This window comes from Paenibacillus sp. NPDC058177 (assembly GCF_042883835.1).
GTDB classification, from domain to species: Bacteria; Bacillota; Bacilli; order Paenibacillales; family Paenibacillaceae; genus Paenibacillus_AQ; species Paenibacillus_AQ agri.
The window spans coordinates 359,070-372,027 of sequence record NZ_JBHVVB010000002.1; the positions used below are offsets into that span (position 1 = coordinate 359,070).

Genomic DNA, 12,958 nt, shown 5'->3' on the forward strand with positions numbered 1-12,958 from the left:
GTTATCTTGCTCCTTTCACGGCTTCAAGCTGGGGCGCCCACTGCTGCGCCGTGATTCTGGCGTTGGCTGCAAGCTGCGCCTGACGAGTGCTTACAGGCTTGCTCGCTTTATGCTCTGCAATCATCTGCAGGAAACGGTCAAACAAATAGCTGCTGTCATGCGGTCCCGGCGCTGCTTCTGGGTGATACTGCACCGAGAAGGCAGGGTAACGGGTATGTTTTAGTCCTTCGACTGTCTTATCGTTATTGTTGATATGTGTAACTTCCAGCTCTGTACTCTTGATGGAGTCTTCATTAACGGTGTAGCCATGGTTCTGTGAAGTGATGAAGCAACGTCCGCTCTCCAGTTCCTTAACCGGGTGATTCCCGCCGCGGTGACCGAACTTCAGCTTCTCTGTATCCGCTCCACAAGCCAGGGCAAACAATTGGTGACCCAGGCAGATGCCGAAGATCGGATATTCGCCAAGCAGCTCAGAGATTGTTTGTACCGCGTAAGGTACATCCTTAGGGTCCCCAGGGCCGTTGGACAACTGAATGCCATCCGGGTTCAGGCGGCGAATCTCATCTGCTGTCACATCATGCGGTACGACTACAACGTCACATCCGCGGTTGTTAAGCTCGCGCAGAATTCCTGTCTTAGCACCGTAATCAACGAGTACGATTCTTTCCTTGTTGCCAGGACTAATGTAAGTGTTCGGTGTAGAGGTGCGCGCTACCTGATTGCGCAATTCCTCTATACTGGTGTCACCCATCATTTCCTGCAGTTCTTCTACCCGTTTGTTGGACGTGGTCAGGATTGCTTTCATCGTTCCGTAGTGGCGAATGATGCGGGTCAGCATCCGGGTGTCAATCCCGCTGATACCGGGAATGCCATATTCCTTCAGCAGATCGTCTACACTGTATTCTGCGCGCCAGTTACTTGGCACCGTCTCATGACGACGCACCACAAATCCGTGTACGAACGGACGTGCCGATTCGAAATCATCGCGGGTGATGCCGTAGTTTCCGATCAACGGATAGGTCATGGTAACGATCTGACCGCAGTAAGAAGGATCCGACAGTACCTCTTGATATCCTGTAATTCCTGTGTTAAATACAACCTCGCCTGTCTTCTCGCCCTCGGCACCAAATGCGGTACCTGTAAACAGCGTGCCATCCTGCAGCAACAATCTTGCCTGCATTCCCTTCCACTCCTTCTTGTTGTTTCTATTATAAAAGTTCGTTAGTTAGTTTGTCTCATTCCAGACCAGCTTGCCATCCACCCAGGTACTTACCGGCCAACCTTTAAGCTTCCAACCGGTAAAAGGAGTATTCCGACCCTTAGTCGCAAAATCCGCCGGGTTCACTTCCTTCTCCTGCTCCAGATCAATCAGTGTCAAGTCTGCAGGCGCTCCGGCCTCCAAAACCCCGGTGTTCAACCGGAATACGCGAGCCGGATCAGCGGTCATCCGCTGGACCAGCAGGGACAAGTCCCATTTGCCTGTGTCTACAAAAGCCGTGTAGAGCAGCGGGAATGCTGTCTCAAAGCCTACGATACCGAATGGAGCAAGCTGCATACCCTTAGCTTTCTCGTCTTCGCTGTGTGGAGCGTGATCGGTAACGATCATATCGAGCGTACCGTCCAGCAGTCCTTCGATACATGCTTCCACGTCACGGCGCGAACGAAGCGGCGGGTTCATTTTCCAATTGGCATCCAGCCCTGGAATGTCCTCTTCTGAGAGCAGCAGATGGTGCGGGCATACTTCAGCGGTCACTTTAATCCCGATCTCCTTGGCTTGACGGATCAGACGTACCGATTGTTCTGTGCTGACGTGGCAGACATGATAGTGAACCCCAGTCGCTTCCGCTAGCAAAATATCCCGGCCGACATGGATCGCTTCCGACTCATTCGGAATTCCGATCAGGCCGTGCTTCTCTGCGAACGTTCCTTCAGCCACACAGCCGCCCTCCACCAGCGAGTTATCCTCACAGTGGGCAATCACCGGCATATCCAGCTTTGCAGCCAGCTTCATGGCGTCTTTCATCATTTGCGCGCTCTGCACGCCCACACCGTCGTCAGTAAACCCAATCGCTCCGGCTTCCTTCAGCGCTGGAAAATCAGTCAGCTCTCTACCCAGCTCATTCTTCGTAATTGCTGCATAAGGTAGGACCTTTACCAGACCGGCTTCACGAGCCTTGTCTTTAACCAATTGAACCACTTCGGGGCTGTCTGTCACCGGACGCGTATTCGGCATGCAGGCGATAGTGGTAAAACCGCCCTTGGCTGCCGAACGGCTGCCCGTTTCAATCGTTTCCTTGTGCTCGAATCCTGGTTCACGCAGATGCACATGCATGTCAATCAGGCCGGGAATCAGCAGCTTTCCTTCTGCATCAACGATCTCAGCAGCTCCGGTTACTTCCTCATTTCCATCTATAAGAGCGGAGATCACTCCGTCCTCAATGACGATGTGTTTGCGCTCCGGCTTGCCGTCCTTGTTCAATACGCTGGCGTTTTTAATGATCACTGTCATGATTCTCCTTTTTGCCTGCAGACCACTGCCGCAAGCTTCCCCGTTATTATATAATAAAAATTCATCATTGTGTATATTTATTAATCGGTTAATGTTAGCTTTTTTTAGAGAAGCGCTCTTTCGAGTACAGCCATCCGTACCGGCACTCCGTTGGACATTTGCGGGAAGATGCGCGACTGGCTGCATTCCACCACTGCATCATCAATCTCAACGTTCCGATTCACCGGTGCAGGATGCATGATGATCGTACCTGCACTGAGCTTCGAAGCGCGTTCTTCGGTCAGGCCGAACTGGCGGCGATATTCTTCTGCCGACTGCAGAATTCCGCTGGCATGACGCTCGAGCTGTACCCGCAGCATCATCACCACATCAGCTTGCATCGCCTCTTCCATGGAAACATATGGCGCGTAAGCCGCAAGCTCGGGAGCCTTCATATTCTCTGGTGCGCAGAACTGCACCTGTGCTCCCATCTTGGTCAATCCCCAGAGGTTGGAACGAGCCACGCGGCTGTGCAGGATATCTCCGATGATCGACACCTTCAGGCCTTTCAGAGCACCGAAATGCTTGGTCATGGTATACATATCCAGCAGCGCTTGTGTCGGATGTTCGTTGTTACCATCACCCGCGTTGATTAGCGGGATAGCTACTTTCTCCGCAAGCTGCTCCAGCACCCCTGCCGGCTTCAAGCGGATAACCCCCGCGTCGATCCCCATGGATTCCAGCGTCCGTACGGTGTCGTAGATGGATTCGCCTTTTTCTACGCTGGAAGCGGCAGCCGTGAAGTTCAATACTTGTGCACCGAGGCGCTTCTCAGCCATTTCGAATGAGAAGCGGGTGCGGGTACTATTCTCAAAAAACATGTTGGACACAAACCGCGATTCCAGAACGGGTGTTAATTTCTGACTCTGATTATCCCAATGGGATGTTCTCTCCAGCAGTTGTTCGATCTCTGAGCGATCCAGATCTTTTAAGCCGAGCAAGCTGCGTTCCTTCACCTTGGTTGCTGTCATCATGATTATTTTTCCTCCCATTGCGAAATAATGGACACTTCGTCTTTACCGTCATATTCCTTCAGCGCCACTTCGATTTGCTCATGTTTGGAGGTAGGTACGTTCTTGCCGACGTAATCTGGCCGGATCGGCAGCTCACGGTGACCGCGATCCGCAAGGACCGCTAGTTGAATCATGCGCGGCCTGCCGCAGTCCATCAGGGCATCCATCGCCGCCCGGATGGTCCGTCCGGTGTAGAGCACATCGTCGCACAGAATAACTTTTTGATCGTGGATGCCTGCACTGTCCGCATTCAACATCAGATTACTGCTTACAACCGCCGAGGCTCCCGCTTCATTGCTGCTCTTGCCCTCATCACTACGGTCATCGCGGTAATGGGTGATATCCAGCTCACCGTAAGGAATGGCTACCCCTTCAATCTCCTTGATCCGCTCAGCAATCCGGCGGGCTAAATATACGCCTCGAGTGCGAATACCCACTAACAAGCAGTTCTCAATACCTTTGTTCTTCTCCAAAATCTCATGTGCAATTCGTGATAACGCCCGGCGAATCGCCGTTTCGTCCATAATGACGTTTTTTTCAGTAACCATGATTGTCATCCTCTCTGTTTGAACGCCACTTCAAGTTCTTTGGAAAACAAAAAACTCCTTGCCTGAAACAGGCAAGGAGTGGAATCCACACATGAAGAAGATGACGGCTGCGCACATGAAAAGACTTCCGTATAGTCATACGGATACCTTCCTAGAGTCGCGAACCTCGATTCACGTTACCTTGCCAGTCTCACGGGACTGAATTAAAGGCGCTATTCATTTAACAGAAGTATGACAGAATGACGGCGGCCTGTCAACTCCAAGAACTGATTTTGGGAAGAAGAGGCACTACAGATTTACAATAGGAATTTCGTTCTCGATCCGGAATCTACTTTCTGCAATCCAGTCCTTAAACCATTGATTGTCAGAGCTGCTGAAAGTTTCATCTCCGTCCCAATTTCGAAATGAGCCTATGTATACGATCAGTTCTCTTAGTCTTAGAAATAACGGGATCTGCCCGAGCCAATATTCATCTAATGTATGCTCTAAGCGATAACCCTTCATAAAGTGATGCATAAATCGGCTGGTCTGCTCCTCTCGGTAAACCAGTCCATCATCACCGCCATAAACATATACCAAATAATAGATCTGGATCGCTATATCCTCTACAAACCAACTATACTGGGCTTCATCAAAATCAAAAAGTGTAATCACTCCATGATCATCCACCTTAAAATTCGCAACATTAATGTCGCCATGGATCAATCCGTATCCGTTATTATCTTTGGGTAAAGCCCCGATAATCTTGATCAGGGCCAAATAGCTCTCACGAACGCTGACCTGTGATTCAGGAAGCAGTTCAATGTTTTCCAGAAACCAGTTTTGGTTCCAGTCCTGTCTTTTGGCAATACCTTCCTTAGGGCGATATGTATTAGACAACGCATGCATTTTGCCTGTCAACTGTCCCAGCCGCTCGTACAGCTCATCATCCTGAAGACATTCCGGGTAGTCGATCTTGTTTCCCTGAGCTTTTTCAAAAGACACGCAAGTGTAATACCCACCCGGAAAATGAATGACCTCCGTCCATCGTCCCTTATTCGAAAGTGTAGGTAAGGAGACTGCAATCCCTGCATTTGCGAGGAACATCATCCAATCCAGTTCACTTTGGACCAAACTCTCTGAACGATTGGCGCTTGGCGTGAATCTCAGAATAAAGCTTGCTCCCTCCCGCTCATACTCGTAGACGATATTCTGACTGCCTCCTATATAAGAGAGCTCATTGCTGCTCGTATTAAAAAGTTGTGCCGCTATCTTAAGTAGCTCATTGGTTAAAGCAATATTATTTTTCATCGTACCTCCATAGCGTTAGGTTTCAGGATTTTCTACTGGTTTGAATAATTGAATTTTTCCAAATAATCACTAATGATTGTCTTGTCCTGATGCCACCATAACATTGGAAAATCATGATTTCTTACAAATCCTAACTTCTCCGCTAACTGGATCGAACGTTGATTGCCTGCGTCGCAATTATAGTTTGGCACTACATCATGCTTCAAACAATGCTCGATAAATGCTGCACCTGTAAGTGTTGCTAACCCTTGCTTCTGGTACTCATCCACCGTTACGATATCAATATCCGCATACCCTCCACCTACAAAAAAAGAATTGCACACGCTAGCGAAATGATCATTCATCATTATGCAATAACCAAATTCTCGCTCGATAAAATGTTGGGACGAATTCCATAGCGAGTCATAGGAAGAGTCCATTTCATTTCGATATTTGTTGAACAGCGTGTCATCCATTGATTTCATTACATAATGCTCGGGCAATGCTTTTAGAGTAGTTTTAAGATTCTAGAATCGGGATGGATCGAATGTAAAAGAAGATCAGTGCAACAAAACAGTCCGCCCCGCTAGCCTTTCGTTAATTAGAATTAGCAGTTCCGGCGTTGTAACATAAAGATCATAGTAAGTTGAATGGTTCTCTTCATTGAGTAAATATTCAACTACATCGTTCATAAAGCGCTCATCGCTGCCGCTCCCGGCCAAAAGATACTGTCCATACGAATTGATGACAAGACAAGAGGCAGGATTCTCACGGTGATCCACAAACACTTTTCCAGACTGATTATGATCAATTACGGAATACGCAAACACAGGTTCATACGCTTGGTTCTTAAGCAGCGGCAGAACGTGAGTGTACTCCTCATCAGATAGTTCTATCATCTTATCTACCTCCTTGAGTGTATTTAAGCAAAGCAATTTAGCAAACATGCTGTTCCATTATTGCAATTTACAAGCCCTTTGCTTCATCCCAGAAGCATTTGAACGTGCTGACATTGTCGTACCTCAATTCTCGATCTTCACTAACTGCTCGCAGTACTACTTCGTAGAGCGGTCTCCCTGCTTCCCATTTAGCGAAGGAGTGATCCATTTCACCGCCTAACAAACCAAAGGCAATAGCACCCATCGTGAAAACATTGGTCTGTGCATTAATAGGGGCACCTAATATGAACTCTTCAGGAGCTTTTGATCTCGTTGCACCCCAGAAATTCTCCCCCATATCATTTACAGCAGGGACTTTTCTGTAGAAATCAATGTCACATATTTTCGTTATATCGTGTGAAAAATTGTATAAGATACTTCCATCGTAGAAATCAACTGCGGCATATCCTTGTGCTTCAACAAAAGTATGAAATTCAAAAATGGCATCAAGGGATTCCAGGCGCTTTTCAAGGGGCAAATGCTTGTATTTATAAAATGGCGAGTCTGGATGATTATATTTTGCTTCACCAGCGAAGGACCAATGTGAATGAAGACATTCCCCTTCAAACCATTCAAATGCTGCTGCGTATCCGTTAGCGGTACGGAAATGATCCTTGAGCTGAATAAGATGCCGATGATTTAAAGCAGCGTACAATGGAATAGCCGCAACTAGCCGCGACACAGCCTCTTGAGGATTTCCCGAAAAATCTAGCGGCCTGGCTCCTGCATACTTAACGAATTTCTTCTCCCCATCCTTCTCCACTCCGAAACAGATATTACCTGAATCCTGTTGATCAAACACGCAGAATACTTTGCCTAGAGACCGCAGCCATGCAAAATCGTGTTGTTCTTGAAGCTGAAAGGTAACCTCATTGAAAGAATAGGTAACAGGCGCACCGCTTGTTTTTGTGAAATTGTGTCTGGCTACTTCCTTCTTCTCAAGAAACACTACAAACTGCTCAATGTTCTCAAAACGATTGATTTGGACCCCTTTACTTCGCAGATAAGCCTCTAGCATAGCGCTTAAACGTTCAGTGGCTGCTTGTAATTGCGTTAGATCCTGCGAGCGGAGAAGTGACACCAGATCGGGGAATCCCAATTGTAGGTATTGCTCCTGGTATTTAAAATCAGTGGTATAATCACTTGGCCAATGCCCGGTTTCAGCGTAAAACAAAAAGGCAGCGACCACATCCTGTACATGGACAGCAGAGAAAAATGCGGTATCGAAATCGTTCGTTTCACAAGCGGTAATGATTTTATCCAGAACTCCCTTTTCCTCTTCATAAAAGCCTTTCATTCTTTCGGGGTAAGCAGGGTCGCTGTAGTGCTGTTCCCTTTGCGCCATGATTAGCTCAAGTGTATCTGCCACGAGTTCTTCACATGCCTCATGAATACGGGCGTTCACGTCGCTTTGTGTAATCGTTTCTATATAAGATTCCAAGCGCACCGGCTTGAGCGGCAGGCTTAATATTTCTTCCTTGTTTTTACCAAAGCCTTTTGAGTAATACGTCCCATTTAACAGGGCAAGGCTTAGGAAAATCCTTGTTAAAATACCGTGTGCCTCTGTTCTATAGAACGCTAAAGAACCAGACCCTCTAGCCCTGGTCAGCTTATACAAATGCACATAAACATCACGGAGCTCGGCTTCAGCCTTCTCTATCATCTTTTGCGCATTCTCAGAGGCCTGCAATACAGAAGTGGTCTCCCGCAGCTTCATAAATCTTTCCCGCTCTTCATCCGAACGAGTATAGAGGACCTTACAATCCGTGATAATCGTGGTTTTATCTTCTTGAAACGAAGCCATTCTCTCCGCACGTTCCCAACTAATCGGCCAGAAGTCAAAGCTTATGTCATCAATGATAAACTGAATACTTGCTTCATATCCTTTTGATGTGGCTGGTATAAAAAAGAAGTCCAAGTCAGAGCGTTTCGTCGCGGTTCCCTGCGCGTATGATCCGTAGTAAGCAACAATCGCAATCTCTTCAGCGTAAACTTTCTCTATATGATTCAAAAGTGACTTGGCAACATCAAATACATTCAGCATTTAAAATCCCCTTTGTATATAAATGGATATCCCATTTTCATAATACTAAAGGTTGAAGGAAGAATTTCGGTAAAGTTTAATTATAGTAAGAATTAACAAAGACCATCCTGAATACAGGATGGCCTTTGTATTTAAACAACTTACATGTTTTATTTGTTATTATAGCTCGCCAAAAGGGCTTCGATGGACACCCCATTAACTTTAAGCCCTGAGATATCGCAATCTTTAATGTCGACGTTTGAAAGATTACAGTTTAGGAAGGAGCTCCCCTGTAATTCGCAGTTTTCGAACCGATTCCCTTCTCCGTGCTTGGTAATATCATGGAAATGAGCTCCTCCCATCTGACAATTACTCACCTCAATCTCCCACAATCCAACCTCAACAAATTTCGCAAGATGCATGTTTATATTATTAAAGACGGTCTTGCTCATATTGATATCATCAAAACTGGAGCCCTCCAGATTAATGTTATAGAATCTTGTTGTATTCAGATCGCTGTCGTCAAAATCACTGCCTCCCATAGCCACACGCCGGAACTGCGTTTCTGGCATTCTCTCATCTTGAAATACCTTCTTCTTAAACTCCTCATTCAATCTGTTCTCGCTGAGATTATCATTTACCATGCTTAACATCTCCCTTTTTAATGATGTTCTTGATCTGCGAAGTCTGCTCTCTACTGCATCGACAGATACACCAAGGAAATCACTAATCTCCCTAATCTTATATCCATCAATATAGTATAGAATTGTGACTGTACGGTTAGCTTCGGATAGGGTGTTTAGAGCGTTCCATACCTCACTATGAAGTTCTTTCTTTAATAATGTATCTTCGGTGCTTTCTAGCTGCGGAGTATCTACTTGTTCCGCTAATTTGTACACTTCCTTGTGTTTGTTAGCCCTAAACCAGTCCATGCATTCCCTTGTGGTAACTGCATATAGCCAACTGCTGAGTTTTTCGGGTTCCTTTAAGTTGGACAACTTCTTGAATGTCTTGACAAAGACCTCCTGTGCAACATCCTGTGCAGTGTGAAAATCACCCAATTTGCCGTAAGCTACCCCGTAAACAGCATTGGCATATTTGCTGATAAGTTCACCGAATGCATCAACCTCTCCTTTACACACCCTATTTACCAGCTCTGTATCCGAACAACCCACTTTCATCCTCCTCAAATTAAGTTCATAACATTAGACGTAAGAAGAATTAAGAAACCGTCTTAACTATTATAAATTTATTTGGAATAACCGTGTTTACCTCTTTTCAGCTATGTGAACGTAGTCTTTCTCTTATTTCATTGTTAGATATGCTGTGCGATTGGGGAGAGTTTAACCTTAATAATTTTATACCAGTTTCATTTCACCCCCTTCTGTTATCATGATGGCAGCTGGATTTTATCAATGTCATGATTATATTGGGGGAACTAATTGTGAGTGTAGAGGAACGGATTAATCAATGGATTGCGTCCTACGATGGAAATGGTTATTTAAACGGAGCCATCCTGGTGGCTTATAAGGGAAATATCCTTATCAACAAAGGATTTGGACTGGCAAATCGGGAGCATAAAGTACCTAATACACCTGCAACGAAATTTCGCATCGGCTCTATAACCAAAGCTTTTACAGCTATGTGCATTTTTCAATTACATGAGCAGCAGAAACTGAACATCCACGACAAAATAGACAAGTACCTGCCCCATTACCCAAATCCTGAAGGAATTACAATTTATCATTGCCTAACGAATACTGCTGGCATCCCCAACTATACAAGCTCCCCGGATTTTTGGCCTCGTACGATGAGATTACCTTCGACTCTGGATCAGCTGATAGACTCATTTAAAGAGCAGAAATTGGAATTCCAGCCTGGAAGCCGCTTTGGGTATTCTAGTTCTGGCTATGCAATTTTAACGGCCATTATCGAAAATGTCTCCGGGATGTCGTATTCAGATTATATACAAGCACAAATATGCCTGCCGCTAGGCATGTATAATACGGGATGCGACGATGGGATAAACGTCATTCCAGGAATGGCTTCCGGTTATTCGTTCTGGGAGAAGCCGATTCATACCGCTTACGCCGATATGTCCTTGCCTTTAGGGTCGTATGGATTATATTCTACAACGGAGGATTTATTGGTTTGGGATCAGGCCTTGAAATCTGCGAAAATACTAAGTCAAGAGCTGATGAACCACATGTTTACCCCACACCTCCAGTCCTATGCCTGCGGTTGGGTCGTTTCTAATGAACTGGGAAGAAAATGCTTGAATCATTTTGGAGATATTAGTGGATTTTTTAATGATTTCCTGCGATTTGTTGACGATGAATTGACAATCATTTTTTTAAGCAATATGAATGTCACACCTGTAACGCATTTATCCAGAGATATAGCCAAGACAATATTTGAGGATCAGGTCACTTTACCACCTATTGCAGTCCGGGTACCATTCACAGGCCTAGACGCTCTAACCGGCTGCTATTTCCTTGAAAACGAGACAAATACGTCCTTGGACATTTCCACTAAAAATCAAGAGCTTTATCTAACGGTTACTAAAATGTATGGGGTGCCGTATAAATTCAAACTGATCCCTATCCGTCAGGAGCCCGGCAGAATCACTTTTATCACGGACATGATTTATGAACATCTTGAGTTCTGTTGTTCACTATCAGGCAAAGTAGAATATCTATTGTACACCGATTACCATGGGGAACTTCAGAGGGGCTATACGATGAGCGGATAAAATTTATGACCTCTATCCGGTCACCCCTTACCCAAGAGATTGTCTACCAGAATTGCTAATCCACTTTGATGTAGTCTATATATTTCATTAGTTCTACTATTCCCTTTAATTGTACTATTAGCTTATCGTTTAATTTTTCAAGTGCTAACTGAAACGATCGATCTATTGTTGTAAAATGGTGTGTTTCTAGGTCATTTAGAAGGTCTTTCAGATTTTCAGTGTAATATATTGTTTTTCTTAAGCTGCTAATCACTAAGATCTTCCGCAATTCAGACATAGTGAAAATTCGATAACCATTACCTTCGTCTCGTTCTGAAGAAATCAACCCCTCCTGCTCCCAATGCCTAATAGCAGAGGTGTTAACCCCAGCAATTTCAGCTGCTTTTCCAATAGTCAGTGGCTGTATTAATTTAATATTTCTGTATTGGCTGAAATCAGCATTTCTGATCATACCCAGTATTTCTTCAACCCGCTGTTTTTCTTCTTGAGTCAGGTACAGCTGATGGTTCACTAGCCAAAGAGCATCCGTTATATCAATATTCTTGATTCGCCTCATGACATCGTAAACTACAGGTATATCATATCCCTTCAATAATGATCGAATGGTACTAAAAGCCTGAAAATGTACCAGAGTATAGGATCTATGACTTCCTGCCGTTCTCGGTACATCAGGGATTAATCCTTGTTCTTCATATCTCCTTAAAGTAGTGGTACTTACGTTCAGTTTGTTAGCAATTTGTGTAGGTGTGAATATACTTTGCATTTCCCCACTCCCAAATCTTAAAGTAAAACCTTAAAGTGCTGCGTTAACATAAAGTCCGTATTCTATACTAATACCAAGGTTTTGTTGGGAAAAACCGGACTATTGCATGAATGTTGTATGTTATTAGTATATCCGGTGGGGAGTGATCATGTTGAACAAAATCGTAACATTAAATGATGGATCAAAATTAGAGGCAGGTTTGACTGGAGATCCTGCTAGTAAAGTAATTATGTTACCAATCGCTAAAAAATCTGTTTTTGGTCAAGAAGCTGAAACGTTGAAATTGTGGGGTGTAGATCCTGAACTAGGAAGAAATTTTGTGGAAGGACTTTCTGATAAATTTCAGGTGTTGTACTTTGACTATGAAGGCCACCTTTTTCGCAATCCTCAACCAGATCTTCTTACACCAGAGAACATCTCAAAGGATTTATTACGAATCGCTGATGAAATGAAGGTTAACACATTTAGTTATTACGGCTACTCCTGGTTGGCTCTAATTGGCTTACAATTGGCGATTAGAACAAACCGTTTGGAAAGTTTAGTTATGGGAGGATTCCCACCCTATGAGGGGCCCTATAAAGAAATGATGGTAGTAACCACAAAGACTTATGAGCAAGCATTAAATAATCATGATAACTCTAAGTATCAATTCGAAGAAAATATCAGTCCAGAGGAATTCGATTGGGATAACATACAGGTAACAATAGATCCAAAACAAACCAAACAATTTGTCACCATGTACAAAAACTTAATAGATTTCGATGATAGCAAAATTCAGGCCGGATTAAACTTTCCTAAGCTTACATTCACTGGTGACAAAGATACCATTGTTTATGGCGAGAACTTTGGGAATGTAACTGTCAATATCAGCGGCTTATTAAAGAAAAATGAAGATGTACTCAAGCACTTTGGCTGGAATGTTAATCTTTTACGCGGGGAGAACATGGATCATACAAAAGCGATGCAGCCTGAAACGGTTCTGCCTTTGATTAAACCTTGGTTTATTGAAAAACTATTATCGAAGTGAAAGCATCCTCACTGTTATAATTTTCACTTTTCTTCCAACCGATGTTATGATTATTTTATTCCATTGAACTCATAATC

Annotated in this window: 11 protein-coding genes and 2 pseudogenes; 2 read left to right on the plus strand and 11 right to left on the minus strand. The window is 44.5% G+C overall.

Translation table 11 applies throughout. The features are described from left to right. Position 1 precedes the first annotated feature (1 nt). The 10 genes and pseudogenes from carA to ACFVU8_RS11750 form a co-directional block, all read right to left on the minus strand. Positions 2 to 1,180, minus strand: coding sequence for a glutamine-hydrolyzing carbamoyl-phosphate synthase small subunit (gene carA / locus ACFVU8_RS11705; protein ID WP_379465769.1), 1,179 nt, complete (start codon positions 1,178 to 1,180; stop codon positions 2 to 4). Between the two features lie 45 nt (positions 1,181 to 1,225). Then, on the minus strand, positions 1,226 to 2,509 hold the full coding sequence (locus ACFVU8_RS11710) for a dihydroorotase (protein WP_066364066.1): 1,284 nt from the start codon (positions 2,507 to 2,509) through the stop codon (positions 1,226 to 1,228). Between the two features lie 104 nt (positions 2,510 to 2,613). Continuing rightward, positions 2,614 to 3,522 (minus strand): aspartate carbamoyltransferase catalytic subunit, encoded by a 909-nt coding sequence (locus ACFVU8_RS11715; protein ID WP_066364071.1) that lies wholly within the window; start codon positions 3,520 to 3,522, stop codon positions 2,614 to 2,616. 2 nt (positions 3,523 to 3,524) lie between these two features. Further along, positions 3,525 to 4,109 (minus strand): bifunctional pyr operon transcriptional regulator/uracil phosphoribosyltransferase PyrR, encoded by a 585-nt coding sequence (pyrR, locus tag ACFVU8_RS11720; RefSeq protein WP_379465772.1) that lies wholly within the window; start codon positions 4,107 to 4,109, stop codon positions 3,525 to 3,527. A 288-nt stretch (positions 4,110 to 4,397) separates the two neighbouring features. Beyond that, positions 4,398 to 5,399, minus strand: a complete 1,002-nt coding sequence (locus ACFVU8_RS11725) for a phosphotransferase enzyme family protein (protein ID WP_387427512.1) — start codon at positions 5,397 to 5,399, stop codon at positions 4,398 to 4,400. A gap of 32 nt (positions 5,400 to 5,431) precedes the next feature. Beyond that, positions 5,432 to 5,890, minus strand: a pseudogene (locus tag ACFVU8_RS11730) (GNAT family N-acetyltransferase); the annotation flags it as partial. Positions 5,891 to 5,938: 48 nt separating this feature from the next. Next, positions 5,939 to 6,277 carry a GNAT family protein gene (locus ACFVU8_RS11735; RefSeq protein ID WP_387427514.1) on the minus strand — a complete coding sequence of 113 codons (339 nt, stop codon included), beginning with the start codon at positions 6,275 to 6,277 and terminating at the stop codon, positions 5,939 to 5,941. A 67-nt stretch (positions 6,278 to 6,344) separates the two neighbouring features. After that, positions 6,345 to 7,265: a protein kinase family protein gene (locus tag ACFVU8_RS11740; protein ID WP_387428005.1), complete on the minus strand. Its 921-nt coding sequence runs from the start codon at positions 7,263 to 7,265 to the stop codon at positions 6,345 to 6,347. 426 nt (positions 7,266 to 7,691) lie between these two features. After that, positions 7,692 to 8,360 (minus strand): annotated as a pseudogene (locus ACFVU8_RS11745) (kanamycin nucleotidyltransferase C-terminal domain-containing protein); the annotation flags it as partial. A 149-nt stretch (positions 8,361 to 8,509) separates the two neighbouring features. Continuing rightward, positions 8,510 to 9,520, minus strand: a complete 1,011-nt coding sequence (locus ACFVU8_RS11750) for a sigma-70 family RNA polymerase sigma factor (RefSeq protein WP_387427516.1) — start codon at positions 9,518 to 9,520, stop codon at positions 8,510 to 8,512. 263 nt (positions 9,521 to 9,783) lie between these two features. Between ACFVU8_RS11750 and ACFVU8_RS11755 the strand changes: the two genes are divergently transcribed. Beyond that, a complete protein-coding gene (locus ACFVU8_RS11755) occupies positions 9,784 to 11,091 on the plus strand; it encodes a serine hydrolase domain-containing protein (protein ID WP_387427518.1) in 1,308 nt (435 codons plus the stop codon). Positions 11,092 to 11,146: 55 nt separating this feature from the next. Here the strand turns inward: ACFVU8_RS11755 and ACFVU8_RS11760 are convergent, their stop codons facing one another. Further along, the gene (locus ACFVU8_RS11760; protein WP_387427520.1) at positions 11,147 to 11,854 is read right to left on the minus strand and encodes a MerR family DNA-binding transcriptional regulator; all 708 of its coding nucleotides are present in this window, start codon (positions 11,852 to 11,854) and stop codon (positions 11,147 to 11,149) included. A 151-nt stretch (positions 11,855 to 12,005) separates the two neighbouring features. Between ACFVU8_RS11760 and ACFVU8_RS11765 the strand changes: the two genes are divergently transcribed. Next, positions 12,006 to 12,881, plus strand: coding sequence for an alpha/beta fold hydrolase (locus tag ACFVU8_RS11765; RefSeq protein WP_387428007.1), 876 nt, complete (start codon positions 12,006 to 12,008; stop codon positions 12,879 to 12,881). Positions 12,882 to 12,958: the final 77 nt, after the last annotated feature.